This is a genomic window from Xanthobacter luteus (genome assembly GCF_040049235.1).
GTDB lineage: Bacteria > Pseudomonadota > Alphaproteobacteria > Rhizobiales > Xanthobacteraceae > Xanthobacter.
Genome location: NZ_JBDZDO010000003.1, coordinates 215,831 through 238,970 on the forward strand (window position 1 = coordinate 215,831; position 23,140 = coordinate 238,970).

At 70.7% G+C, this 23,140-nt stretch carries 24 protein-coding genes; 18 read left to right on the forward strand and 6 right to left on the reverse strand.

The annotated features are described in order from the left end of the window. Positions 1-173: 173 nt before the first annotated feature. The 4 genes from ABLE88_RS12025 to ABLE88_RS12040 all read left to right on the forward strand — a co-directional run bounded on the left by ABLE88_RS12025 (position 174) and on the right by ABLE88_RS12040 (position 4,163). Positions 174-1,061 carry a polysaccharide biosynthesis/export family protein gene (locus ABLE88_RS12025; protein WP_348831925.1) on the forward strand — a complete coding sequence of 296 codons (888 nt, stop codon included), beginning with the start codon at positions 174-176 and terminating at the stop codon, positions 1,059-1,061. A gap of 69 nt (positions 1,062-1,130) precedes the next feature. Continuing rightward, positions 1,131-1,967: a WecB/TagA/CpsF family glycosyltransferase gene (locus ABLE88_RS12030; RefSeq protein ID WP_348831926.1), complete on the forward strand. Its 837-nt coding sequence runs from the start codon at positions 1,131-1,133 to the stop codon at positions 1,965-1,967. Beyond that, entirely contained in the window at positions 1,964-3,280 is a 1,317-nt protein-coding gene (locus tag ABLE88_RS12035; RefSeq protein ID WP_348831927.1) for a hypothetical protein, read from the forward strand. The genes ABLE88_RS12030 and ABLE88_RS12035 overlap by 4 nt, the downstream gene beginning before the upstream one ends. A 40-nt stretch (positions 3,281-3,320) precedes the next feature. Then, positions 3,321-4,163, forward strand: coding sequence for an FkbM family methyltransferase (locus ABLE88_RS12040; RefSeq protein WP_348831928.1), 843 nt, complete (start codon positions 3,321-3,323; stop codon positions 4,161-4,163). Positions 4,164-4,310: 147 nt separating this feature from the next. On the opposite strand, the gene ABLE88_RS12045 is transcribed toward ABLE88_RS12040, so the two are convergent. The 3 genes from ABLE88_RS12045 to ABLE88_RS12055 form a co-directional block, all read right to left on the reverse strand. Next, positions 4,311-5,117 (reverse strand): FkbM family methyltransferase, encoded by an 807-nt coding sequence (locus tag ABLE88_RS12045; protein WP_348831929.1) that lies wholly within the window; start codon positions 5,115-5,117, stop codon positions 4,311-4,313. A 154-nt stretch (positions 5,118-5,271) separates the two neighbouring features. Beyond that, positions 5,272-6,324: a glycoside hydrolase family 18 protein gene (locus ABLE88_RS12050; protein ID WP_348831930.1), complete on the reverse strand. Its 1,053-nt coding sequence runs from the start codon at positions 6,322-6,324 to the stop codon at positions 5,272-5,274. After that, positions 6,258-7,670 carry an exopolysaccharide biosynthesis polyprenyl glycosylphosphotransferase gene (locus tag ABLE88_RS12055; RefSeq protein ID WP_348831931.1) on the reverse strand — a complete coding sequence of 471 codons (1,413 nt, stop codon included), beginning with the start codon at positions 7,668-7,670 and terminating at the stop codon, positions 6,258-6,260. The genes ABLE88_RS12050 and ABLE88_RS12055 overlap by 67 nt, the downstream gene beginning before the upstream one ends. A gap of 211 nt (positions 7,671-7,881) precedes the next feature. On the opposite strand from ABLE88_RS12055, the gene fabD reads away from it, so the two are divergent. From fabD to ABLE88_RS12095, 8 genes are all read left to right on the forward strand, one after another. Beyond that, entirely contained in the window at positions 7,882-8,862 is a 981-nt protein-coding gene (fabD, locus tag ABLE88_RS12060; RefSeq protein ID WP_348831932.1) for an ACP S-malonyltransferase, read from the forward strand. 225 nt (positions 8,863-9,087) lie between these two features. Then, positions 9,088-9,828: a 3-oxoacyl-[acyl-carrier-protein] reductase gene (gene fabG / locus ABLE88_RS12065; protein WP_348831933.1), complete on the forward strand. Its 741-nt coding sequence runs from the start codon at positions 9,088-9,090 to the stop codon at positions 9,826-9,828. A gap of 430 nt (positions 9,829-10,258) precedes the next feature. Continuing rightward, entirely contained in the window at positions 10,259-10,495 is a 237-nt protein-coding gene (locus tag ABLE88_RS12070) for an acyl carrier protein (protein ID WP_013165911.1), read from the forward strand. 118 nt (positions 10,496-10,613) lie between these two features. Continuing rightward, on the forward strand, positions 10,614-11,876 hold the full coding sequence (gene fabF, locus ABLE88_RS12075) for a beta-ketoacyl-ACP synthase II (RefSeq protein ID WP_348831934.1): 1,263 nt from the start codon (positions 10,614-10,616) through the stop codon (positions 11,874-11,876). A 132-nt stretch (positions 11,877-12,008) separates the two neighbouring features. Further along, on the forward strand, positions 12,009-13,076 hold the full coding sequence (gene mltG / locus ABLE88_RS12080; protein ID WP_348831935.1) for an endolytic transglycosylase MltG: 1,068 nt from the start codon (positions 12,009-12,011) through the stop codon (positions 13,074-13,076). Between the two features lie 61 nt (positions 13,077-13,137). Further along, complete coding sequence (locus ABLE88_RS12085) at positions 13,138-14,055, forward strand: YicC/YloC family endoribonuclease (protein ID WP_348831936.1); 918 nt, start codon at positions 13,138-13,140, stop codon at positions 14,053-14,055. An 11-nt stretch (positions 14,056-14,066) separates the two neighbouring features. Further along, complete coding sequence (gene gmk / locus ABLE88_RS12090; RefSeq protein ID WP_348831937.1) at positions 14,067-14,741, forward strand: guanylate kinase; 675 nt, start codon at positions 14,067-14,069, stop codon at positions 14,739-14,741. 49 nt (positions 14,742-14,790) lie between these two features. Beyond that, positions 14,791-15,090, forward strand: coding sequence for a hypothetical protein (locus tag ABLE88_RS12095; protein ID WP_348831938.1), 300 nt, complete (start codon positions 14,791-14,793; stop codon positions 15,088-15,090). Between the two features lie 42 nt (positions 15,091-15,132). Here ABLE88_RS12095 and ABLE88_RS12100 read toward each other — a convergent pair whose 3' ends face one another. Continuing rightward, positions 15,133-15,603: a cupin domain-containing protein gene (locus ABLE88_RS12100; RefSeq protein WP_348831939.1), complete on the reverse strand. Its 471-nt coding sequence runs from the start codon at positions 15,601-15,603 to the stop codon at positions 15,133-15,135. A 218-nt stretch (positions 15,604-15,821) separates the two neighbouring features. On the opposite strand from ABLE88_RS12100, the gene ABLE88_RS12105 reads away from it, so the two are divergent. Beyond that, the gene (locus tag ABLE88_RS12105) at positions 15,822-16,265 is read left to right on the forward strand and encodes an ion channel (RefSeq protein WP_348831940.1); all 444 of its coding nucleotides are present in this window, start codon (positions 15,822-15,824) and stop codon (positions 16,263-16,265) included. A gap of 17 nt (positions 16,266-16,282) precedes the next feature. Here ABLE88_RS12105 and guaB read toward each other — a convergent pair whose 3' ends face one another. Together guaB and ABLE88_RS12115 are read right to left on the reverse strand one after the other, a co-directional pair. Continuing rightward, positions 16,283-17,809: an IMP dehydrogenase gene (guaB, locus tag ABLE88_RS12110; protein ID WP_348831941.1), complete on the reverse strand. Its 1,527-nt coding sequence runs from the start codon at positions 17,807-17,809 to the stop codon at positions 16,283-16,285. A 207-nt stretch (positions 17,810-18,016) separates the two neighbouring features. After that, on the reverse strand, positions 18,017-18,484 hold the full coding sequence (locus tag ABLE88_RS12115) for a L,D-transpeptidase (protein WP_348831942.1): 468 nt from the start codon (positions 18,482-18,484) through the stop codon (positions 18,017-18,019). Between the two features lie 173 nt (positions 18,485-18,657). On the opposite strand from ABLE88_RS12115, the gene ABLE88_RS12120 reads away from it, so the two are divergent. From ABLE88_RS12120 to ABLE88_RS12140, 5 genes are all read left to right on the forward strand, one after another. After that, a complete protein-coding gene (locus tag ABLE88_RS12120; protein WP_348831943.1) occupies positions 18,658-19,227 on the forward strand; it encodes an NnrU family protein in 570 nt (189 codons plus the stop codon). Positions 19,228-19,320: 93 nt separating this feature from the next. Continuing rightward, positions 19,321-20,163: a 3-methyl-2-oxobutanoate hydroxymethyltransferase gene (gene panB, locus ABLE88_RS12125; RefSeq protein ID WP_348831944.1), complete on the forward strand. Its 843-nt coding sequence runs from the start codon at positions 19,321-19,323 to the stop codon at positions 20,161-20,163. 52 nt (positions 20,164-20,215) lie between these two features. Beyond that, positions 20,216-21,019, forward strand: coding sequence for a penicillin-binding transpeptidase domain-containing protein (locus ABLE88_RS12130; RefSeq protein ID WP_348831945.1), 804 nt, complete (start codon positions 20,216-20,218; stop codon positions 21,017-21,019). Between the two features lie 171 nt (positions 21,020-21,190). Next, positions 21,191-22,336, forward strand: coding sequence for a benzoate/H(+) symporter BenE family transporter (locus ABLE88_RS12135; RefSeq protein WP_348832182.1), 1,146 nt, complete (start codon positions 21,191-21,193; stop codon positions 22,334-22,336). A gap of 102 nt (positions 22,337-22,438) precedes the next feature. Next, complete coding sequence (locus tag ABLE88_RS12140; RefSeq protein WP_348831946.1) at positions 22,439-23,134, forward strand: tetratricopeptide repeat protein; 696 nt, start codon at positions 22,439-22,441, stop codon at positions 23,132-23,134. The last annotated feature ends 6 nt before the right edge of the window (positions 23,135-23,140 follow it).

Here is a 23,140-nt window from a genome sequence, read left to right on the forward strand (position 1 = left end):
ACGCGGTGGCGCCGCCCGGCGCGCATTCACCATTCGCTGGCGCGCCTAACCCTCCATTAACCACGACCTTTTAGCGTCGGTTTACCAGGTTTTCCGATTCCCGTGCTCCCGCGCGCCGACCGGGCGAGGCGGCGCGGCGGCGGACCTGGCGCGTTTCGAGCCGGAGTTCGTTGATGCCCGTCCCACCCCGCGATGCGATCCGCGACGCGCACCGCCCACCGCTCAGGCGGTCGGCTGGCGCGGCGGTCGCGGCCGGGCAGGCGCGAGGTCGGCGTCGCCGGCGCGGCGGGCTCGCTCTGGTGCCGGCGCTGCTCGCGGCGCTCGGCGCCGCCCTCTCGGGGTGCACCACCTCCTCCAGCACCGACACCGGCACCGTGCCGTTCACCACCGGCCACGAGCTGCGCTTCACCGAGATCAATGTCGACCGTTTCAGGCCCTGGTCCAATGAGGTGCCGCACTATCGGCTTGGTCCCGGGGACAAAGTGAAGATCAAGTATTTCATCACCCGCGAGATGGACGAGGAGCTGACCGTCTCCCCGGACGGCACCATCGCGCCGCGTGCCGTCGGCCAGATGCGCGTTGAGGGGATGACGCTCGCCGGCCTCCAGGACGCGGTGCGCAAGGCCTCGCGCAAGGAACTCGCCGACCAGAAGGTGGTGGTCGGGCTGGAGGAGGCCGCCGCCGCGCGCATCTATGTGGGCGGCATGGTGTCCCATCCCGGCGCCTTCAAGCTCTCGGACATGGGAACCGGGGTGCTGCAGGGCATCCTGCTCGCCGGCGGCTTCACCGAGGAGGCGCGCACCGGCCAGGTGGCGCTCATTCGCCGCGGACCCCGGAACGAGCCCATGCTGCGGCTCATCAACGTGCGCGACCTCATCGAGACCGGCTTTGCCGACGACGTGCCGCTGGTGTCCGGCGACATCATCTACGTGCCGCGCAGCTCGATCGCCGAGGTCAATCTCTGGATCGACATGTTCATCAACAAGGTGGTGCCGTTCCAGCGCACCTTCAGCTATACGCTCGGCAGCTACTCCACCAACACCGGGAGCGTCATTCCCTGATGCCCGGTCGGCGCGCGAGCCATTCATCCGCGGAGCGCCCGCCAGCCGGGCGGCCAGCGAGGTCGGCCCATGGGCACTGAGACGGAAGCCGCGAGCAATGCCCCGCCGCAGATCCGGCGGGTTCCCTTCCTTGGCGTCGAGATCACCGCCCTCGACGTGCGCGAGGCCGCCGAGCGGATCGCCGCCCGGCCGCCCGGCGCCCCGTTCGCCTATGTGGTGACGCCCAACGCCGCCCATTTCACCCGCCTCGGCGAATTGAAGGACGCGCGCTTCGCCGACGCCTACGCCCACGCCTGGCTGCGGCTCCTGGACGGGGCCATCCCGCGCCGGCTCGCCAAATTGGTGTTCGGGCTCGACATCCCCCAGGCCGCCGGCAGCGACCTCGCCGCGCACCTGTTCGCCCATTGCGTCAGGCCCGGCGACACCTTGACCGTGATCGGCGGCAGCGAGGAGATGCGCCGCCGGCTGATCGACCGGTACCAGCTCGCCGCGGTGAACCTGCACATCCCCTCCATGGGCTTCATCAACCGGCCCGAGGAGGTGGAGGCCTGCGTCGACTATGTGGTCGCCCATCCCGCGCGCTACGTGTTCTTCGTGGTGGGCGCGCCGTCGTCCGAGTATCTCGCGCGCATGGTGGACGCGCGCGGCGGCGCGGTGGGCACCGGCATGTGTGTCGGCAGCGCGCTCAATTTCGTCACCGGCATCGTCGAGCGCGCGCCCGCCTTCTACCGCGAGCACGGGCTCGAATGGCTGCACCGGCTCTGGCTCAACCCGACCGGGCACGCGCGGCGGGTGTTCGTGGATTCGATGCCGGTGCTGTGGATGGTGGCGAAGGCGCGGCTCGACCCCGGCGCCTACGGCATGGGCGGCCCGGCGCGGGGCGATGGCGCCGGCGGCCCCTCGTGAGCGGGGCCGTCACCCTCAAGCCGCGCCGGCGCGTCGTGATGCCCCTGCGCCGCAGCGTCGGCGCGCCGGTGCCGCGCCAGAGCGGCGACCTGCTGCCGCGGCTGTTCGGCTGGACCGTGCTGGTCTCGACCCTGCCGCTGTTCGCGCAGACCTTCTATTACCTCAACGAGTTGCCGCCGCCCTATCTGCTCTCGAAGGCGTGGCCGATCATCACCCTGCCGCTCACGCTCTACGCCGTGACCCGCATGCACCTGCCGGCCAAGCACGGCTATTTGGTGCTGTTCGCCTATACCATCGGCTTCACGCCGCTGATCTCCATGGTGCAGCTCGGCAACGGCTTCCTCGACGCCATCACCACCACCGTGAAAGTATGGCCGTTCACCTATTATTTCGGCCTCTCCGCCCTGCTCTACTGGCTCGCCCCGCCGGACGAGCGGCTGCGCCGGGCCTGCCTCGCGCTCGGGCTTGCCACCTTCGTCCTGATGGTTCTGCTGTGGTTCACCATCCCAGCCCGCTGGTACACCAGCGATCCGGCGGAAGGAAAGCTGCTGCTCTACGAGAACGAGCGCGGCTATCGCATCTACATGCCGCTGTTCTTCGGCTTCCTGGCGATGTTCTATCTGGTGCGGCGCTTCATGCGCAGCCCGAGCCTGTGGCCGGCGCTGGGGCTTGTATTGGCGTTCGTGCTGCTGCTCTCCATCTACAAGCAGCGCACCTCCATCGCGGCGGCGCTGCTGGTGTGCGGCCTCGGCGCGATGGCGAGCCTGCCGCGGGTGCCGCGCCGCCTGGTGCTCGGCCTGGGGCTGCTGGTGCTGCCGGTGGCGGTGGCGGTGCTGTTCTGGAAGCTCGGCGCCGACGGCGGCGAGGCGTTCGGCTCCTCGCTCTCGGTGCGCAACACCTCGTTCGCGCTCGCCACCGGCTTCCTCGGCGACGAGGCGTGGCGCTGGATCCTCGGGGTGGGCGCAACCACGCGCTTCGGCGCCGTCACCCTTGCGGACATCTTCGGCAACAACCAATTCTACATCGCCGACCTGGGCTGGGTCGGCGTGGTGTTCGAATACGGGCTGGTGGGCGCGGCGCTGATCGCGGCGGTCTATGTCTGGAGCTATGTCGTCACGCTGCGGGCCGCCGCGCGCACACGCACGCCGTTCTCGGAGGCCCTGTCCGACTACGTGCTGTTCATGATCATCTCGTCCTCGGTGTATTCCCTCGTCTTCACGCCGGGCGAGCTCGGGGTCATCATGGCGATCGCCGTCTATCTCGACCACGCAAGGGAGCGGCGCCTGCCGGTTCCCCGGGGCCGCGCGCCCTGACCCATCCATTTTTCCGACGCGAGCGACTACGGGGGCTGCCATGCTGAGACGGGTGCAGAAGCTGTTGAATGAGCCGGGTTTCCGGGAGGCCCCGCTGACGGTGCTCGCCCGCGCCGCGAAGCTCGCCGTCGCCGTGCCGACCGGCACGCTCGCGCCGTTCGATCTGGTCCCCGGCGGGCCGAAGGTGCAGGTGCCGGCGGACTTCCGCTACACCACCCTGTCCACCTTCCTCTTGCGCGACGCCATGGAGCCGGAGCTGCACACGATCCAGAAGTTCGTCGGCCCCGGCGACGTGTTCGTGGACGTGGGCGCCAATATCGGCCTGTTCACCGTGAAGGTGGCGGCGAAGGCGGCCAAGGTGATCGCCGTGGAGCCCGGCGAGGCGGCGCGCGCGCAGCTCGTGGGCAACATCGCCCTCAACGGCTTCACCAACGTCACCGTGGTGCCCAAGGCGCTGGCGGACAAGGAAGGCAGCGCGGCGCTGCACCACAATCCCCTGGGCGACGACCCGCAGGCCTTCTCGCTCATCAGCGACGGCAGCGACGCGGGCAGCGAGCAGGTGGAGATGACCACGCTCGACGCGGTGGTGCGCGAGGCCGGGGTCGACCGGGTGGACTGCATCAAGATCGACGTGGAGGGCGCCGAGGGCATGGTGATCGCCGGCGGCCAGCACACGCTCGCCACCTACCATCCGACCGTGATCTTCGAGATGAACTGCCCGACCCTGTTCAAGGCCGGTGGCGATCCCGCGGCGGCGTGGAATGCGCTCCAGGCGCTCGGCTACACCTTCCACAAGGTCAGTCACGACGGCACGCTGACCGCGCTCGCTTCGCGCCCGACCGACTTCTGCAACATCGTCGCGCGTCATCCCTCGCGCCCCTGAGCCTCGCGCCGCCGCCGGAACGCGATCCAGCCATAGGCAACCGCGCCGCGGTCCCCTATGGCCGGCGAATCGCCCTCAAACCCATCCAACAGAGCCGGAGTTCCGCCCCATGAAAACGCTCCGGCGACGCCCGCGGGAGACCCGGCTCTAGGCGTCGAGGGCCTCGAGGCGGGCGATCACCTGGGGCCGGCCGGCGAAGATGAAGTTGTTGACATAGGCGCGCCCCGGCAGCACCCGCGTGCCCTCCGCATTGAGGGCGTCGCGCGCCTGGTGACGCGCCACGTCGAACCGCCCGATCGGCACGATCGCGCGGCCGTCGCGGAAGAAGCCGCGCATGCCCATGGGCTCCAGCAGGGCCCGCAGCGAGGCCACGGCGCCCGAACGGTGGCGCTCCTCCGCCTCCACCAGGAGGGTCGGCCGGCTCGATCTCAGGATCCCCGTGGCGCCGCCGAGCACCTTCAGTTCGTGGCCTTCCACGTCCACCTTGATGAAGGCGACGTCGCCGGAGACCGTGTCGTCGAGGCGGGTCAGCTTCACCTCCACGTCCTCCAGCGGGACCCCGGCCTCGGCGAGGTTGCGCTCGATGGTGGCGAGCGGCGAGAGGCCTTCGGGAATGTGGAGCGTCGCCGTGCCCGGGGCATTGCTCGCGGCGCTCCCGACGATCCTGAGGGTGCCGCGCGCGAGGGCGCCGGAAAACCGCCGGCGCAGCACCTCGACCATGTGGGGGTTGGGCTCGAACGCCGTCACCGTGACGCCGTTGCGCAGCAGCCAATAGGTGAACAGGCCCCGGTTGGCGCCGACGTCGCAGGCCGTGTCCCCGGGCGCGACGAACAGCGGCAGGAGGTTGACATCGCTGTTCGGATTGCGCGCCGCCAGCCGGTCGAACACCAGGCAGGAATAGGCGAACATCTGGGGGATGCGGGCCTCGGCCGTGGCTCTCAGCTTGCTCAGCACGTGGGTTCTCGCGCGATTGGCGTGGTGCTGGCCGTTCCACGGCTCCGGCGGGCAGGAATGTGGTGAAGCCGATGAGGTCCGCCGCCGCGCATCACTCCGGCCAAGGGCGCGACACGGCGCCATTCTGGCTTGTCCGGCAGCGCCTTGCAACGTGTCAGGGGACAGGGGCCGCGCAGTCCCTCAACTCCAGCGTCACGCACACCGCCACGGCGAGCGCGCGGAAGTCGGGATTGTCCGGCCCGGTCGGCCCCGGAGGGGTCTCCAGCAGCGCGTAAAGCATGGCGCCGGCGCGCGGGTCGCGCATCACGCCCGCCAGCGTGCGGGCGGTGAAATCGAGGGTGAAGCGCGGCCCGCCGGTGGTGCCCGGCATCACCTGGATGCCCAGCGCCAAGGGTCCCTTCCAGTGGACGCGATAGGCGCGGAACGCCTGCTCCGGCCTGAAGGCCGGGCCGGCGTCGTAGGACATGATGGAGACGAGGTCGAGCGCCTCGGACACCGGCGGCCGCAGCAGCACGAGGCTCACCCCCGCATAGGGCCCCTGCGGGGCGGCGGTCGCGAAGGCGCCCTCGCCATAGGCGCCGACGCTCCAGCCGGCGGCGCTCACCACGAAGGGCCGCGGCAAAGCGCGCCGGATGTCCTCGACGATCTTCCGCGTCAAGGCGTCGCTCGGGCAGGCGACGCGCCCGTCGCGCCCGCGGGCGCAGGCCGGGTTGTGGGTCTCGAAGTCGATGTCGACGCCGTCGGCGCCGAGGTCCTTCACCAGGCGGGCGAGCGCGTCGGCGTCGAAGCCGTCCCAGGCGGGGTAGTTCCAGCCGCCCACCGAGACCAGCACCTTGATCTGCGGCGCCCGCGCCTTGAGGCGGGCGATGGCCGCCTTCAGGACGGCGCCGGAATAGGGGTATTGCAGCCCGGTGCCGGCGAGGTCGAGGCCGCCTTTATAGGTGAGGTCCGGCCTGGCGAAGGCGAGGGCGAGGTGGGTGATGTAGGGCGGCAGGCGGGCGATGGTGGTCGCCGCGGGGTCGTCCGTGCGCACCTCGTACCAGCTGGCGTGATAGGCGAGGAAAGGCCGGCCCTCGGCGTGGGCGCCGCCGGGACCGGCGAGGAGGGCAAGGGCTGCGACGGCGAAAGCGCGGCTTGCCGTCAGAACACGTTGGAGCCCGACATGCCCTTGGTGATGGTCAGGATCATGATCCTGATGTCGAACCATATGGACCAGTTCTCGATGTAGAAGAGGTCGAGCTCCACCCCGCGCTCGGCCTTCTCGACGGTGTGGATGCCGCCGCGCATGCCGTTGATCTGCGCCCAGCCGGTGATTCCGGGCTTCATGCGGTAGCGCGCCACATATTGGCGGATCGCCTCGTAGCGCAGGTTCGAGGTCACTTCCATGTTGGGCACGTGCGGGCGCGGCCCCACCACCGACATCTCGCCCTTCAGCACGTTCAGCAGCTGCGGCAGCTCGTCGATGGAGGTGGAGCGCAGGAAGGCGCCCACCTTGGTGATGCGCGGATCGTTGCGCAGGGTGCCCTTGGAGCCGTCGTCGGCCGGGTCCACCTGCATGGTCCGCAGCTTGTAGCACTGGAAGACCTTGTTGTTCAGGCCGAGACGCGGCTGGCGGAACAGGATCGGTCCCGGGCTGTCGAGCTTGATGGCGATGGCGGCGCCTAGCAGGATCGGCGAGACCAGGATGAGGCCGAGGGTGGCCACCGCATAGTCCTCGACCCACTTCAGCAGCCCGAGCGAGCCCTTCAGCGGCTGCTGCTGCACCTGCAGCGCCGGCTCGCCCGCGAGCACCGTGAGGTTGGCGTAGTTCAGCATGAACTCGTCGGGATCGAGCTCGACGATCACGTCGGCGGCGATGCGGTACATCTGCTCGGCGATGGCGTTGATGGCCTTGGGGTCGCGCCAGGACTTGCAGATCACCACGATGTCGATGGTCGATCCCTTGGCGTATTCGAGCAGCGCCTGCAGATCCCCCATCACCGGCGGCATGTCGGGCGGGGGCGCGCTCTCCGCCGGGCGCCCCGGCTGGTCGTCGAAGATGCCCACGAAGGCGAGCAGGCCGCCGACGGCGTGTTCCTCCTGATAGCGGCGCACCAGCGCGTAGGCCCGCTCGCGGTCGCCCACCAGCACCACGTCGCGCTGCAGCACCTGGTGGCGCCGGACCAGGGAGATGCCGATCCGCACCAGGACCAGGCGGCCGAAGATCAGGCACACCGCCGTGGCCGCGCCCCAGCTGAGCAGCGCCCTCAGATTGGTGTCCGCATTGGGGATGATCGCATAATAGGCGACCGCGACGATGGCGCCGGCCGGGACTCCTGCCACCACCAGGTGGCCGATCTGGCGCAGCGGCCGCACATAGTGCTCGACCCGGTAGGCGCGGCCGATCTGCAGGATCTGGATGAAGACGAACGCCCCGAGCACCCACAGGATGGCCATCTGGCTCCAGGACAGAAATTCCCAGCGCAGATGGACGATCACCGCAGCGAGGGCCGCCATGACGATGTCGCACAGGACCACCAAACGATTAACCAGGCCGTGAGTCCAACGGGTCATCGTCGCCAATCCCGGAATCGGAAGATCGAGTCGCGCAGCCGATCCGGCTCGGTTCTGCTGAAGAAGCGCCCTCCAGTCAAGTTCGCACGGGGCGCGACCGGGAAACGCCGCCGCCCGCCGCCCGCATCGGCCGCTCCGGCCGCGCCGCCTTGACTCGCCCACAATCCAGGTGTCTCTGCCCTCCCCAATTTTCACTCTGGAGGGACGACCCATGTCGAGCGGGTCCCGCACAGCCTCGCACACCGCCTTCATCTTTCCCGGCCAGGGCAGCCAGGCCGTGGGCATGGGCAAGGCGCTCGCCGACGCCTTTCCCGCCGCCAAGGCGGTGTTCGAGGAGGTGGACGCCGCGCTCGGCGAGCATCTCACCCGCATCATGTGGGACGGCCCGGCCGAGACGCTGACGCTGACCGCCAACGCCCAGCCGGCGCTGCTCGCCGTCTCCCTCGCCGCCCTGCGCGCGCTCGAGACCGAGGCCGGGATCGACCTCGCCCGCGACGCCGCCTTTGTGGCCGGCCACTCGCTCGGCGAGTATTCCGCGCTCGCCGCCGCCGGCGCGCTCACCGTCACCGAGGCGGCGCGGCTGCTGCGCATCCGCGGCCGCGCCATGCAGGACGCGGTCTCCCCGGGCGAGGGCGCCATGGCGGCGCTGCTCGGGCTCGACTACGAGCAGGCGGTGGCGGTCGCCGCCGAGGCGGCCCAGGACGGGGTCTGCGAGGCCGCCAACGACAATGCCCCCGGCCAGGTGGTGGTGTCCGGAGACCGCGCGGCGGTGGAGCGCGCCATGGTCATCGCCAAGGAGAAGGGCGCCATGAAGGCGGTGCTGCTGCCGGTGTCCGCCCCCTTCCACTGCCGCCTCATGGGACCGGCGGCGGAGGCCATGGAGGTGGCTTTGTCCGGCTCCACCATCATGACGCCGCGGGTGCCGCTGATCGCCAACGTGCGCGCCTCCCCGGTCTCCGACCCGGCGGAGATCCAGCGCCTGCTGGTGGAGCAGGTGACCGGAACCGTGCGCTGGCGCGAGAGCGTGATCTACATGGCCGGCGCCGGCGTCAATGCGGTGGTGGAGGTGGGCGCGGGCAAGGTGCTGTGCGGCCTCGTCAAGCGCATCGACAAGGCGATCGCCGCGAGCGCGGTCGGCACGCCCGAGGACGTCGCCGCCTTCGTCGCCGCCCGCAAGGCCTCGGCGGCCTGACGTTTGATGGCGTCTGCCGCTTGCGGGCGAGGGGCGGGAAGGGCAGAACCTTTTCCCGGGTGAAAGAGGCTTGCGCACATTCGCCCTCGGGGCGCCGCGGACGTGCCGCGCGTTCCCGGTCCGGCCCTTGCCCTAAGCGGGATGGGGAAGCGGCCGTCCTGCTCCCGCCGCCGCAAGGCACCAACCGGCCTTGACGCCGACTGACACAGAGGACTGGGGGAATTGATGTTCGATCTCACCGGCAAGACCGCGCTCGTCACCGGCGCCACGGGCGGCATCGGCGGCGCGATCGCCAAGGCGCTCCACGCCCAGGGCGCCACCGTCGCCGTCTCCGGCACCCGTCGCGAGGCGCTGGAGGCGCTCGCCGCCGAACTGTCCGGCCGCGTCCACGTGCTGCCCTGCAATCTCGGCGACCCCGAGGACGTGGAGAAGCTGGTGCCCGCCGCCGAGGAGGCGCTGGGCGGCCACGTCGACATCCTCGTCAACAATGCCGGCATCACCCGCGACAACATCTTCATGCGCCTCTCCGACGAGGCGTGGGACCAGGTGCTCGCCGTGAACCTCACCGCCGCCTTCCGCCTGTCGCGCGCGGCGGTGCGCACCATGATGCGGCGCCGTTCGGGCCGCATCATCTCCATCACCTCCATCGTCGGCGTCACCGGCAATGCCGGGCAGGGCAACTATGCCGCCGCCAAGGCCGGCATGATCGGCATGTCGAAGTCGCTGGCGCAGGAGGTCGCCTCGCGTGGGGTGACCGTGAACTGCGTCGCCCCCGGCTTCATCGCCACGCCGATGACCGACGCGCTCAACGACAAGCAGCGCGAGAGCATCCTGAAGGCGGTGCCCGCCGCCAAGCTCGGCACGCCGCAGGACATCGCCGCGGCCTGCGTCTACCTCGCCTCCGACGAGGCGGCCTACGTCACCGGCCAGACGCTGCACGTGAACGGCGGCATGGCGATGATCTGAGCGCCGGCCGCGATCGGCGCCGGCGCGCCGCGGGCCGGGCCGGCGCGTTGCTGGCAAAGACGCCGGGAGTATGATAACGAGCGCCGAGGCCTCCGGTCCGATCGCTCCCTGGAGCGGGCGGAGCAGGGGGCCGCACGACAAGAACGAGCCGGGCCGCGCACCCCGGGACGGGCCGCTGGCGGCGGTCCGCTCCGGCCGGAAGCGGCAGAGGCTCTGGTCCAGGCCCAATCTGGCCCGGTCCGTTTTGGCTGGGGAGCCGTCGGAGCCTTTCGCCATGTGGCGCCCGGCCAACGGGCGCCGTTTCCCGAACACCGCCCGCCCGGATCCGGGCCGGCGACGCGAGGGGGCTGGGCATGGCGGAAAAAAGGCATTATGCCCTCCTTCAGCCGCCGAACGGCACCGGGATATCCGAACAACGAGGGTTGCATCGATGAGTGACATCGCCGAGCGGGTGAAGAAGATTGTCGCTGAACACCTGGGCGTGGAGCCCGAGAAGGTCACGGAGAACGCGTCCTTCATCGACGATCTCGGCGCCGACAGCCTCGACACCGTGGAACTCGTGATGGCCTTCGAGGAGGCCTTCAACTGCGAGATCCCGGACGATGCGGCCGAGACCATCCTGACGGTGGGCGACGCGATCAAGTTCCTGGAAAAGAACGCGGCTTGATCCTTCCTGCCGCACAGTCAACGGTCGCGCGGCGCCTGGCGCCCGCGGCCGTTGTCGCACCAGGCCGCGGCGGCGCCGCACTGCGCCGCCGCGCGGCCGGCCATCTGGAGTCCTGAAGATGAGACGTGTTGTCGTCACCGGCCTCGGCATGGTGACGCCGCTCGGCTGCGGCGTCGAGCCGACCTGGCGGCGGCTTCTCGCCGGCGAGACCGGCGTGAAGAAGATCGAGCACATCGACGCCTCGGACCTCGCCTGCAAGATCGCGGCGACCATTCCGCGCGGCGACGGGGCCGACGGCACCTACAATCCCGACCAGTGGATGGAGCCGAAGGAGCAGCGCAAGGTGGACGAGTTCATCGTCTACGGAATGTGCGCGGCGAGGCTCGCCTTGGACGACGCCGACTGGCACCCGTCCGCCTATGAGGACCAGATCTCCACCGGGGTCCTGATCGGCTCGGGCATCGGCGGCATCAACGGCATCGCCGAAGCCTCCCTGACGCTCAAGGAGCGCGGCCCGCGCCGCATCTCGCCTTTCTTCATTCCGGGACGGCTCATCAATCTCGCCGGCGGCTACGTCTCCATCGCCCACGGGCTGAAGGGGCCGAACCATGCCGTGGTCACCGCATGCTCCACCGGCGCCCACGCCATCGGCGACGCCGGCCGCCTGATCGCGCTCGGCGACGCGGACGTGATGGTGGCGGGCGGCACCGAATCCCCGGTGGACCGCCTGTCGATCTCGGGCTTTGCCGCCTGCAAGGCGCTCGCCACCGCCTATAACGACGCCCCCGACCGCGCCTCCCGCCCCTGGGACAAGGACCGCGACGGCTTCGTCATGGGCGAGGGCGCGGGCGTGGTGGTGCTCGAGGAGCTGGAGCACGCCAAGGCGCGCGGCGCGAAGATCTATGCCGAGCTCGTCGGCTATGGCCTGTCGGGCGACGCGTTCCACATCACCGCCCCGACGCCGGACGGCGACGGCGCCTTCCGCTGCATGTCGGCGGCGCTGAAGCGGGCCGGCATCACCGCCGGCGACCTCGACTACATCAACGCCCACGGCACCTCGACCATGGCGGACGAGATCGAGCTGCATGCCGTGGAGCGCCTGCTCGGCAACGCCGCGGGCAAGGTCGCCATGTCGTCCACCAAGTCGTCCACCGGCCATCTGCTCGGCGCGGCGGGCGCGGTGGAGGCGATCTTCTCCATCCTGGCGATCCGCGACCAGGTGGCGCCGGCGACCCTCAATCTCGACAATCCGGCGGTCGAGACCCCCATCGATCTGGTGCCGCTGAAGCCCAAGCCGCGGCAGATCGACACCGTGCTCTCCAATTCCTTCGGGTTTGGCGGCACCAACGCCTCGATCGTGTTCCGGCGCTACGCCGCCTGAGCGGCGCGGGGCCACGTCCCCGCCCCGCCCAACCGCCGCCCGAATGGGCCGATAACAAGCGCACGAGGCCGGTTGCGAAATCGGCAGCGATGCCCCAGAACGGGCGCCGACCACATCGAGGGAGACCCGAGGATGGCCAAGCCCCAGAAGGGATCGCACCTGCCGTCGAGGAGCGCCAGACACCCCGCCGTGGCCATCGGCTCGGGCATCTTCACCTTCCTGGTGCTGATCTGCGTCGGCGGCCTCTTCGCCGCCCGCTACGGCGAACGCGAGTTCAACGACCCCGGTCCGCTCGCGCAGGAGAAGGCGGTGGTGATCCCGCGCGGCGCCGGCATCCGCGACATGGCGGACGCGCTGGAGAAGGCCGGGGTGATCGACAATTGGTTCACCTTCATCGCCGGGCTCAAGCTGACCAAGCCCAATGCCAACATGCAGGCCGGCGAATACCTGTTCAAACCGGGCCAGTCGATGGCGAGCGTGATCGACACCATCGCCTCCGGCCGCGTGATCCAGCACGCCATCACCATCCCCGAGGGCCTCACCAGCCAGCAGGTGGTCGCCCGCCTCATGGAGAGCGACCTGCTTTCCGGCAGCCCCGCCGTGCCGCGCGAAGGCACGCTGCTGCCGGAGACCTACAAGTTCGCGCGCGGCACCTCCCGCGACACGCTCCTGAAGGAGATGGCCGAGGAGCAGAAGAAGGTGGTGCGTCTCGCCTGGGAGCGGCGCGCACCGGGCCTGCCGCTGCGCAGCCCGCAGGACATGGTCACCCTCGCCTCCATCGTCGAGAAGGAGACCGGGCTCGCCGCCGAGCGGCCCAAGGTCGCGGCGGTGTTCGTCAATCGGCTGAACAAGAGGATGCGGCTCCAGTCGGACCCGACCATCGTCTACGGCATCGTCGGCGGGCGCGGCGCGCTGGGGCGCTCGATCACCCGCACCGACATCACCACGCCAACCGCCTACAACACCTACGCCATCGACGGCCTGCCGCCGGGACCGATCTGCAATCCCGGCAAGGACGCGATCCTGGCGGTGGCGAACCCGCCGAAGACCACCGACCTGTTCTTCGTCGCCAACGGCACGGGCGGCCACGCCTTCGCCGAGACGCTCGCCGACCACAACAGGAACGTCGCCCGCTGGCGCGCCATCGAGGCGGGCGGCCGTCCGGGCGCGCCCTCGGGCGCACCCGCCGCCGCCAACTGAAGGACGCGCCAGCGGTCTTGCCGCCCGGCGCGCGGACATCCGTTATGATTTTAGCCTCGCAATGAGCCAAGCCCCGTCGGCCGCCGGCCCCGCGCCCCTCGCCAGCATGACCGCCTTCGCCCGCGCCGCCGGCGCCGCCGGACCCTGGCGCCTCGCCTGGGAGGTGCGCTCGGTCAACGGCAAGGGCCTCGACGTGCGCCTGCGCCTGCCGCCCGGCTTCGACCTCATCGAGGCCGAGGTGCGCGCCCTGGCCGGGCGCCATCTGACCCGCGGCTCGCTCAACGCCACGCTCACCGCCGCCCGCGAGGGGGAGGCCGTGAGCGTGAGCGTGAACCAGGCCGCCCTCGAGGCGCTGCTGACCGCCGCCAGAGCGACCGCCCACAAATTCTCCGTGCCCGCGCCCGGCCTCGATGCGCTCCTCACCGTGAAGGGCATCGTCGAGGTCAGCGAGGCGAAGGAGAGCGAGGCGGAGATGCGCGCGCTCGCCGCCACGGCGCTCGCCGCCTTCGAGGAGGCGCTCACCGCCCTGTGCGCCATGCGCGCGCGGGAGGGCGAGGCGCTGCGCGCGGTGCTCGCCGGCCGCCTCGACGCCATCGCCGCTTTGGTCGCGGCCGCCGAGGTTCTGCCCGAGCGCAGCCTGGAGGCGGTCAAGGCGCGCCTCGCCGAGCAGGTGCGCGCGCTGCTGGAGGCCGCGCCCGCGCTCGATTCGGACCGGCTCAGCCAGGAGGCGATCCTGATCGCCACCCGCGCCGACGTGCGCGAGGAGCTCGACCGGCTCGCCGCCCACCTCGCCCAGGCGCGCCACCTGCTCGCCGAGGGCGGGCCGGTGGGCCGCAAGCTCGATTTCCTGGCGCAGGAGTTCAACCGCGAGGCCAACACGCTGTGCTCGAAGTCGAACTCGGTCCAGCTGACGCAGATCGGGCTTGACCTGAAGCTGCTGGTGGACCAGTTCCGCGAGCAGATCCAGAACGTCGAGTGAGCCGCCCGCCCATGTCCTCGTCCGCCCCCTCGCCCTCGCTTGCGCCGCACGGACGGGCGGGCCTTGCCCGGCGCGGGCTGATGCTGGTGCTGTCCTCCCCTTCCGGCGCGGGCAAGACCACGCTGTCGCGCCGGCTGCTGGAGAGCGACGCGCACATCACCATGTCGGTCTCGGTCACCACCCGGCCGCCGCGCCCCGGCGAGGTGGAGGGCAGGGACTATTTCTTCGTCGATGCCGCGCATTTCGAGGCCATGCGCGAGGCCGGCGACCTCCTGGAGCACGCCACCGTGTTCGGCAATTTCTACGGCACCCCCCGCGCGCCGGTGGAAGAGGCGCTCGGCGCCGGCCGCGACGTGCTGTTCGATATTGACTGGCAGGGCACCCAGCAGCTCGACGAGAGCGCGGGCGAGGACCTCGTGAAGGTGTTCATCCTGCCGCCGTCGGCCCAGGACCTGGAGAAGCGCCTGCGCACCCGCGCCCAGGACAGTGACGCGGTGGTGCGGCACCGCATGGAGCAGGCCTCCGAGGAAATCCGCCACTACAGCGAGTATGACTACATCATCATCAACGACGATGTGGCGGAGAGCCTCCACAAGCTCACCGCCATCCTGGAGGCGGAGCGGCTGAAGCGGCGCCGGCTCACCGGCCTCACCGAATTCGTGAAGGGCCTGCACGCGGCGCTGTGAGCCGCGGGGGCGTCTCACGGCCGCCTGATTTGCGTGGCAGCCTTTCTTCATGAACAGGTTTCTATCCCTCTTCGGCGGCATCGCCGGCCTCGCGGTCGCCGCGGCGGTCGCGGCGCTGCTGTTTGTGCTGCTCGGCGGCCTGCTGATCGCCGGCGGCGTCATCCTGGCTGCGCTGATGGTGGGCGGCGGCATCTATGCGCTCGTCACCGGCCGCGCCCCCGGTTTGCGCCGCGGCGGCTTCGGCGGCGTGCGGGTGTACGAGTTCCGCACCGGCCGGCCCGGCAGCGACGCGCCCCGTCCGGGCGAGATGATCGACGTCACCCCGCCCAAGGAGCCCCGCAAGGGCTGAGCACAGGCCGGGGCAGGCGCGGCCATCGGACCGACGCGCGCTCTAGGGCTGGATGTAGGGATTGGTCGCCCGGTTTCCCTTGCCGTCGACCCAGGAATCGCCCGGCGCCTCGCCCCCGCGCCGGCACACCCGGTCGTGATCGGGATAGGTGATGGTGTCCGCCGGCGCGCGGGTTCCCACCACCAGCAGGCGCACATCGGCGTCGCTGCGATTGACGAGACGGTGGCCCACCGGCTCGCCGGCCTTGAAGGTGGCGGCGTCGCCGGCCCGCAGCAGGGTCTCGCTTTCGCCCTCGTCCAGCGTGACCGCCCCATCCAGCACATAGACCAATTCATCCTCGGCGCTGTGCCAGTGCTTGAACGACGTGCGCGAGCCCGGCGCCAGCACATGGACGAAGGCGCCGAACTGGGTGAGGCCGCCGGCCTCGCTGATCCAGTGCGCCCGGCTCGGCCCGCACGGGTCGTCGGGACGGCTGTGCTCGATGATCATCCGTTCGGGCGTGATGACGGTCATGGCTGCGCTTTCCCTGGCCTGCCGGATCGGATGGTGCATTCTCAGGCCGGCCGACCATGCAACCCCGCGCGCACCGCCTCGGCAAGGCGGACGCGGACGGCCCGGGGGCGATTCCCGCCAGCGATGGAACACGGTAGGGTCCGGCGCGAGGGCGCGCCGCCGGCCGGCGAGGGCTCCCAGGTTACGGCGACGCCATAGCGGGCGGGGGAAAATCGGGTATGGATGCCGGCATTTACATGGTGGTACTGCCGACCGCGGGCCTCCTCGCGATGCTCACCGTGATCGTCCATGCGGTGATGCTCGCCGGCATCCGCCGGCGGCTGCTGCACCGCATCCGGGGCAAGTCCTACGCCGACCACGTGTTCCGCGAGGCACTGGTGATCAGCGCCACGGTGCTCAGCCTCAGCCTCGCCCATCTCGTGGAGATCGTTCTGTGGGCCGCGGCCTATGTGTGGCTCGGCGCCGTTCCGTCGGTGCCCGACGCCTTCTATTTCTCCATCTCCACCTACACCACGGTGGGGGCCGACGGGGTCTCCATCAATCCCCACTACCGCAGCCTCGCCGGGTTCGAATCCCTCATCGGGCCGATGATGGTGGCGTGGTCCACCGCGTTCCTGGTGGAGTTCGTCACCCGCATGCGCGGGCCGGACAAGATCCCCTGACGCGCGGCGCCGCCGCCTCACACCGAGGTCGGGTAGTTCGGGCTCTCGCGGGTGACGGTGACGTCGTGCACATGGCTCTCGCGCAGGCCGGCGGAGGAGATGCGCACGAACTCCGCCTTCTCGCGGAATTCCTTCAGCGTGCCGCCGCCCACATAGCCCATGGCGGCGCGCAGGCCGCCGGCGAGCTGGTGCAGCACCGCCGAGACCGGACCCTTATAGGCCACCTGGCCCTCGATGCCCTCGGGCACCAGCTTCAGGCTGTCGCGCACCTCCGCCTGGAAGTAGCGGTCGGCGGAGCCGCGCGCCATGGCGCCCACCGAGCCCATGCCGCGATAGGCCTTGTAGGAGCGGCCCTGATAGAGAAACACCTCGCCCGGGCTCTCGTCGGTGCCGGCCAGCAGCGAGCCCACCATGGCGGCCGAGGCGCCGGCCGCCAGGGCCTTGGCGAGGTCGCCGGAATATTTGATGCCGCCGTCGGCGATCACCGGCGTGCCGGTGGCCGCGGCCGCCTCCACCGCGTCCAGCACGGCGGTGAGCTGGGGCACGCCGACCCCGGCGACGATGCGGGTGGTGCAGATGGAGCCGGGGCCGATGCCCACCTTCACCGCGTCCGCGCCGGCGCCGATCAGCGCCTTGGCGCCGTCCACGGTGGCGATGTTGCCGGCCAGGATCTGGGTCCTGTTGGACAGGCGCTTGATGCGCTCCACCTGGTCGAGGACCTTGCGCGAATGGCCGTGGGCGGTGTCGACCACCACCAGGTCGACGCCGGCGTCGATCAGCCGCTCGGTGCGCTCGTAGCCGTCCTCGCCCACCGTGGTGGCGGCGGCGACCCGCAGGCGGCCCTGCTCGTCCTTGGCGGCGTCGGGATAGGCCACCGCCTTCTCGATGTCCTTCACCGTGATCAGGCCGACGCAGCGCTCGTCCGCATCCACCACCAGCAGCTTCTCGATGCGGAACTGGTGGAGCAGGCGCTTGGCCTCCTCCTGATTGACCTGGTTCTCGCGCACGGTGACGAGCCGGTCCTTGGTCATCAGCTCGGCCACCGGCTGGGAGGGATCGGTGGCGAAGCGCACGTCGCGGTTGGTGAGGATGCCCACGAGGCGGCCGGCGCGCCCGCCCGTGCCGCGCTCCACCACCGGGATGCCGGAGATGGAATAGTGCTTCATGAGCGTGAGGGCGTGCGCCAGGGTCTCGTCCGGATGGATGGTGACCGGGTTCACCACCATGCCGGATTCGTACTTCTTCACCTGCTTGACGTGCTCGGCCTGGACCTCGGGGGAGAGATTGCGGTGGATCACGCCGATGCCGCCCGCCTGCGCCATGGCGATGGCGAGGCGCGATTCGGTCACCGTGTCCATGGCGGCCGACAGGATCGGCAGATTGAGGGTGATCGACTTGGTGAGCTGGGTGGCGACGTTCACCTGCCCCGGCATCACTTCGGACGCGCCCGGCTTCAGCAGCACGTCGTCGAAGGTGAGCGCCTCGCGGAAGGTCGTGCGCGAGGGGAGGACGAGGCCGTTGCCGGATGGGGTGGGGGCGGACATTGCCAACTCCTGGTGGCGGAACACGAGCGCTCCGAGCGACGGGGGATCGGAACGGATCGCCGCATCGCGGCCCGCTTCGAGTTGGCAGTGGCCGATACCATGAGTGGGCGACGATTAGAAGACCCGCGGACGCCGATCCGCACGCCGGGCCGCCATGCGGCGGCCGCATGGCGCCGGGGCGGCCCCCCGGCCCACGGCCGATTTACCTCAGTAGGTGATGAGGATCACCGTATTGCCGGCGCCGTGGGACTGGACCAGGGAATAGAGCGTCGCCGCATTGGCCGGATGCAGGCGGATGCAGCCGTGGGAGGCGGGCGTGCCCAGCTGGTTGACGGCATAGCTGCCGTGAATCGCATACCCGCCGCGGAAGAAGATCGAATAGGGCATCGGCGAATTGTAGTATTTGCGCGAGAAATACGAACGGTACATGCGCTGCGGGCGGTACGATCCGGTGGGGGTGACATAACCGCGCCGCGCGGTGGAGACCGGCCAGGAATAAGAGGGGATGCCGTTCACCGTCACGGTCATGCGCTGCGATGACAGGTCGATGCGCGCCACCACCGAGGCCTCGGCGGCCGCCGCAAAGCCGCACAGGGCCAAGATGAGCCCGGCGAGACTGAACCGCCGAAGCGCTTGTGTCAGGCGTTCCCCCCAGTGTTCGGCCCAGCGTTTCATGCGCTCCCCCTTCCCCCCGGTAAGAAATACGGGCCGATTCGCGTCCGGCGCAACCTTCGCGTTTAAGCGGCGGCGCCGCGATCGCTGCGGGGGCTTCGCGCTTGACCTTTGCCGCGCTTGACTTCACCAGCGATTCGCGCGCTTTCGGGCGGAAGCGGAAGGAAGATCAATCCATGGTGATGATGCTGTTCGGTCTCGCCCTGTTCGTGGCCACCCATGTGGTGACGAGCCTAAGGGGCATCAGGGCGGACCTCATCGCCCGTTTGGGGGAGGGCGCCTATAAGGGGTTCTTCTCGCTGCTCGCCGCCGCGGGCGTGCTGCTCACCGCCTACGGCTACCAATTGTGGCGCGCCGCCGGGCCGGCCGTGGTGTGGGACCCGCCCCATGGCCTGCGCCACCTCGCCATGCTGCTGATGCTGCTGGCCTCGATCGCCGCGGTCGCGGCCTATGTGCCGAGCCACGTCCGCGCGGCGCTCAAGCACCCGCTGCTGGTGGCGGTGAAGACCTGGGCGCTGGCCCACCTGCTGGTGAACGGCGACATCGCCTCGATCGTGCTGTTCGGCGTCATCCTTGCCTGGGCGGTCTATGACCGCATCTCCCTGAAGAAGCGCGGCGGCCCGCTGCCGGTGGCGCCGAAAGGGTGGGGCGGGGACGCGATCGCGGTGGGCTTGGGGCTGGTGCTCTTCGCCGCTCTCGCCTACCTATTTCATCCATACGTGATCGGCGTGCCCGTGATGGGCTGAGCCGTCCGCCAGGAACACGCTGCCCAAGAAGATGCGCCCGAAGGCGCGCCGCCATGCCAGGGGGTTTCGAACCGCCCACGAACGAGGAAGCCCATGTCCAGCCAGGCCGAAGCCCGCCGCATCACGGCGCCCCAAATCCAGGCCCGCAAGGGCGGCGATCCGATCGTCTCCCTGACCTCCTACCACGCCCATACGGCGCGCCTGCTCGACGATCACGTGGACGTGATCCTGGTGGGCGACAGCCTCGGCATGGTCATGCACGGGCTCGAGACCACGGTCCCGGTCACGGTCGAGATGATGATCGTGCACGGCCGCGCGGTGGTGCGCGGGACCAAGCGCGCACTGGTGGTGGTGGACCTGCCGTTCGGCAGCTACGAGGCGAGCCCCACCGAGGCGTTCCACACCGCCGCCCGGATCCTGAAGGAGACCGGCGCCGGCGCGGTGAAGCTCGAAGGCGGCCGCCGCATGGCCGAAACCGTGCGCTTCCTGGTGGATCGCGGCGTGCCGGTGATGGGCCATGTGGGCCTGACCCCCCAGGCCATCAACACGCTCGGCTCGTTCAAGGCGCGCGGCCGCGACGACGCCGAGGCCAACGTCATCCTGGACGACGCCCGCGCGGTCGCCGATGCCGGCGCCTTCTCCATCGTGCTGGAGGCGATCGCCGAGCCGCTCGCCCGCCGCATCACCGAGGAGGTGGCGCCGCCCACCATCGGCATCGGCGGCTCGCCCGCCTGCGACGGCCAGATCCTGGTGCTGGAGGACATGCTGGGCCTCGGCGAGCGGGTGCCGAAATTCGTGAAGAAGTACGCCAATCTCGGCCCCGACATCGAGAAGGCGGTGGCGACCTACGCCCAGGAGGTGCGCGCGCGCGCCTTCCCGGGCCCCGAGCACGTCTACGGGCCGCGTTTGGTCCAGAAGCCCGCCAAGGCGTCCTGAGGTGGCCGCTTTGGTCCGGGGACGCCGCGGCGTCCCCGTTTTGGCGCGCGCATTGCTGCCGCCCGCCGCGCTGCTCGCTCTGCTGCTCGCCCTCGCGCCCGCCCCGGCGCGGGCGGCGGAGGAGTGCTTCCTGGTCACCGATCTCGAGACCGGCCGCGTGCTGGCCAAGCAGGGCCTGTGCGCGACCTGGCACACGCCCGCCTCCACCTTCAAGATCCCGCTCGCGCTCATGGGGTTCGATGCCGGCCTGCTGAAGAGCGGCACGCAGCCCGTGCTCACTCCGCCGGCCGGTGCCGACACCGCCCGCGAGGCCACGCGCGGGCCGCAGACGCCGCAAAGCTGGATGCGCAATTCGGTGGTCTGGTATTCCCAGGTGCTCACCCGCGAGCTCGGGCCGGAGCGCATCAAGGCCTATCTGGAGGCGTTCGCCTACGGCACGCAGAACACCTCCGGCACGCCGGGGCGCGCGGAGTCCATCGCCCATTTCTGGCTCTCCTCGTCGCTGCGCATCTCGCCGCGCGAGCAGGTCGACTTCCTGCGCCGGATGCTGAAGGGCGAGCTCAAGGTGTCCGAGCGCGCGGTGAGCGAGACCATGGCGCTGCTGGCGCAGGACGAGCAGCCGGCCGGCTGGCTGCTGTTCGGCAAGACCGGCACCGGCCATTCGCCCCTGCCGGACGGCATGCCCGACCCGCACCGGCCGATCGGCTGGTTCGTCGGTTTCGCCCAGAAGAACGGCCGCACGGCGGTGTTCGCGCGTTTCATCTCGCTCGACCGGACGAGCGAGGAGAGCCTCGGCCTGGTGGCGCGGCGCCAGGCGGTCGGCGCCCTCGCCCCGGTGCTCGCGGCGCAGCCTTAGGACCCACGCCGATCCGCCCGGACCGCGCGCCGCCCGGACATCGCCTTCTGCCGAACCCCAGGACTTGCCGACGCCCGCAGGAAACGCCCCGAAACAAGAAAAAAGAAGGAGACGGCCGTGAGCGAAGACGCCGTCGTGCGGCCCAAGGCCGAACCGCCTCTCACCACCCGCATGCCGATCTCGGTGCCGCTATCGGCGCTGGTCGCGGCGCTGGTCGGCGCGGGCGGCACCCTCGCGGTGCTGCTCTCGGCGGCCAAGACGCTCGGCGCCAGCGAAGCCGAGACCTCCTCCATGGTCTGCGGCATCTTTCTCGGCGTGGCGGCCACCAGCGCCTTCCTGTCGATCCGCTACCGGATGCCCATCGTTACCGCCTGGTCGACGCCGGGCGCCGCGCTCCTCGCCGGCTTCGCCCAGGGCGTCACCATGTCCCAGGCGGTGGCGGTCTTCCTGTTCGTCGCCGCGCTGACGCTGCTGTGCGCGGCGCTGCGGCCGCTCACGAACCTGGTGGCGCGCCTGCCCTCCGGCATCGCCGCCGGCCTGCTCGCCGGCGTGCTGCTGCGCTTCGTCGCCGGCATTGCCGAACAGGCGGTGGTGAGCCCGCTGCTGGTGCTGCCGCTGGTGGTGCTGTTCCTGGCGCTGCGCCCGTTCGCGCCGCAGCTGGCGGTGCTGGCGGCGCTGGCGGCGGGCTTCGCCCTCGCGGTGCTGCTCGGCGCGCCGCTGCCGCCGCTCGCCGAGCTTTCCTTCTCCCGCCTGGTGCTGATCCCGCCGGAATTTGATCTCGGGGTGCTGGCGAGCGTGGGCCTGCCCCTGTTCCTCGTCACCATGGCGTCGCAGAACCTTTCGGGCGTTGCGGTGCTCAAGGCCTACGGCTACGTGCCGCCGACCCGCGCGATCCTCGGCGCGACCGGCATCGCCTCGCTCCTGTCGGCGCCGTTCGGCTCCCTCACCACCAATCTTTCCGCCATCGTCGCGGCGATCTGCTCCGGGCCCGACGCCGATCCCGACCCGGCGACGCGCTGGCGCACCGGGCCGTTCTACGCCTTCTTCTACCTGTTGCTGGCGCTGGCCGGCGCCTCGATGGTGGCGGTGTTCGCGGCCCTGCCGCCGGCGCTGATCGCCACGGTGGCCGGTCTCGCTTTGCTGTCGCCGCTCACCGGCGCGCTGACCGCCGCCATGCTGGAGGACAAATACCGCCTCGCGGCGGTCGCCACCTTCGCCACCACCGCGTCCGGCGCCTCCGCTTTCGGGCTCGGCGCGCCGGTGTTCGGGCTCGCCGCGGGCCTCGCCGTGGCCGGATTTGCCCGCCTGCGCACTTGACCCTGCGCGGGTTTGCCACGATTGAGCCGCACGGATACGTTACCCGCCCTTTTGGCGCCCCTCAGTGCGGGCGCGCCTGCGCCAGAGAGCCGCGAACCGCCGATGACCGACATATTTCACGAGATCGAGGAAGACCTCCGGCGCGAGCGCATGCGCAAGCTGTGGGACCGCTTCGGCAGCTACCTGATCGCGCTGGCGCTGCTCGTCGTCGCCGGCACCGCCGGCTGGAGCGGCTGGAAATACTGGCGCGAGCAGCAGGCCTTCAAGGCGAGCGCCGCGTTCGAGGCCGCCTCCGAGCTCGCCGCCGCCGGCAAGTACCAGGATGCGGAAGCCGCCTTCCAGGCGCTGGCCAAGGACGGCCCGGCGGGCTATGCGGCGCTCGCCGCCTTCCGCTCCGCCGCGGTGGCCGCGCAGGTGGACAAGGCCAAGGGCGTCGCCGCCTTCGACGCGCTCGCCGCCGACGCCGCGCTTCCGGCCGCGCTGCGCGAGGTGGCGCGGGTGCGTGCCGGCCTGATGCTGGTGGATGCGGGCACGCTCGAGGAGGTGCGTCAGCGGGTCGGCGCGCTCGCCGCCGGCACCGGCCCGATGCGCAATTCCGCCCGCGAGACGCTCGCCCTCGCCGAGCTGAAGGCCGGCAACGCGGCGGCCGCCAACAAGCTCGCCACCGAGATCACCGAGGACGCCGAGGCCACCGGCGGGGAGCGCTCGCGCGCCGAGCTCATCCGCCGCCTGACCGCCGCGGCGGTTCCGCCCCCGGCCGCGCCGGCCGCGCCCGCGGCGAGCCCGGCGACCCAGTGATGGAGT

What these genes read in the sequence shown, in the direction of transcription:
- ABLE88_RS12025 (WP_348831925.1), top strand. Translation starts at nt 174, where the DNA reads ATGCCCGTCCCACCCCGCGATGCGATCCGCGACGCGCACCGCCCACCG.
- ABLE88_RS12030 (WP_348831926.1), top strand. Translation starts at nt 1,131, where the DNA reads ATGGGCACTGAGACGGAAGCCGCGAGCAATGCCCCGCCGCAGATCCGG.
- ABLE88_RS12040 (WP_348831928.1), top strand. Translation starts at nt 3,321, where the DNA reads ATGCTGAGACGGGTGCAGAAGCTGTTGAATGAGCCGGGTTTCCGGGAG.
- ABLE88_RS12050 (WP_348831930.1), bottom strand. Translation starts at nt 6,324, where the DNA reads ATGGTTCGACATCAGGATCATGATCCTGACCATCACCAAGGGCATGTC.
- ABLE88_RS12055 (WP_348831931.1), bottom strand. Translation starts at nt 7,670, where the DNA reads ATGACCCGTTGGACTCACGGCCTGGTTAATCGTTTGGTGGTCCTGTGC.
- fabD (WP_348831932.1), top strand. Translation starts at nt 7,882, where the DNA reads ATGTCGAGCGGGTCCCGCACAGCCTCGCACACCGCCTTCATCTTTCCC.
- fabG (WP_348831933.1), top strand. Translation starts at nt 9,088, where the DNA reads ATGTTCGATCTCACCGGCAAGACCGCGCTCGTCACCGGCGCCACGGGC.
- ABLE88_RS12070 (WP_013165911.1), top strand. Translation starts at nt 10,259, where the DNA reads ATGAGTGACATCGCCGAGCGGGTGAAGAAGATTGTCGCTGAACACCTG.
- fabF (WP_348831934.1), top strand. Translation starts at nt 10,614, where the DNA reads ATGAGACGTGTTGTCGTCACCGGCCTCGGCATGGTGACGCCGCTCGGC.
- mltG (WP_348831935.1), top strand. Translation starts at nt 12,009, where the DNA reads ATGGCCAAGCCCCAGAAGGGATCGCACCTGCCGTCGAGGAGCGCCAGA.
- ABLE88_RS12085 (WP_348831936.1), top strand. Translation starts at nt 13,138, where the DNA reads ATGAGCCAAGCCCCGTCGGCCGCCGGCCCCGCGCCCCTCGCCAGCATG.
- gmk (WP_348831937.1), top strand. Translation starts at nt 14,067, where the DNA reads ATGTCCTCGTCCGCCCCCTCGCCCTCGCTTGCGCCGCACGGACGGGCG.
- ABLE88_RS12095 (WP_348831938.1), top strand. Translation starts at nt 14,791, where the DNA reads ATGAACAGGTTTCTATCCCTCTTCGGCGGCATCGCCGGCCTCGCGGTC.
- ABLE88_RS12100 (WP_348831939.1), bottom strand. Translation starts at nt 15,603, where the DNA reads ATGACCGTCATCACGCCCGAACGGATGATCATCGAGCACAGCCGTCCC.
- ABLE88_RS12105 (WP_348831940.1), top strand. Translation starts at nt 15,822, where the DNA reads ATGGATGCCGGCATTTACATGGTGGTACTGCCGACCGCGGGCCTCCTC.
- guaB (WP_348831941.1), bottom strand. Translation starts at nt 17,809, where the DNA reads ATGTCCGCCCCCACCCCATCCGGCAACGGCCTCGTCCTCCCCTCGCGC.
- ABLE88_RS12115 (WP_348831942.1), bottom strand. Translation starts at nt 18,484, where the DNA reads ATGAAACGCTGGGCCGAACACTGGGGGGAACGCCTGACACAAGCGCTT.
- ABLE88_RS12120 (WP_348831943.1), top strand. Translation starts at nt 18,658, where the DNA reads ATGGTGATGATGCTGTTCGGTCTCGCCCTGTTCGTGGCCACCCATGTG.
- panB (WP_348831944.1), top strand. Translation starts at nt 19,321, where the DNA reads ATGTCCAGCCAGGCCGAAGCCCGCCGCATCACGGCGCCCCAAATCCAG.
- ABLE88_RS12135 (WP_348832182.1), top strand. Translation starts at nt 21,191, where the DNA reads ATGCCGATCTCGGTGCCGCTATCGGCGCTGGTCGCGGCGCTGGTCGGC.
- ABLE88_RS12140 (WP_348831946.1), top strand. Translation starts at nt 22,439, where the DNA reads ATGACCGACATATTTCACGAGATCGAGGAAGACCTCCGGCGCGAGCGC.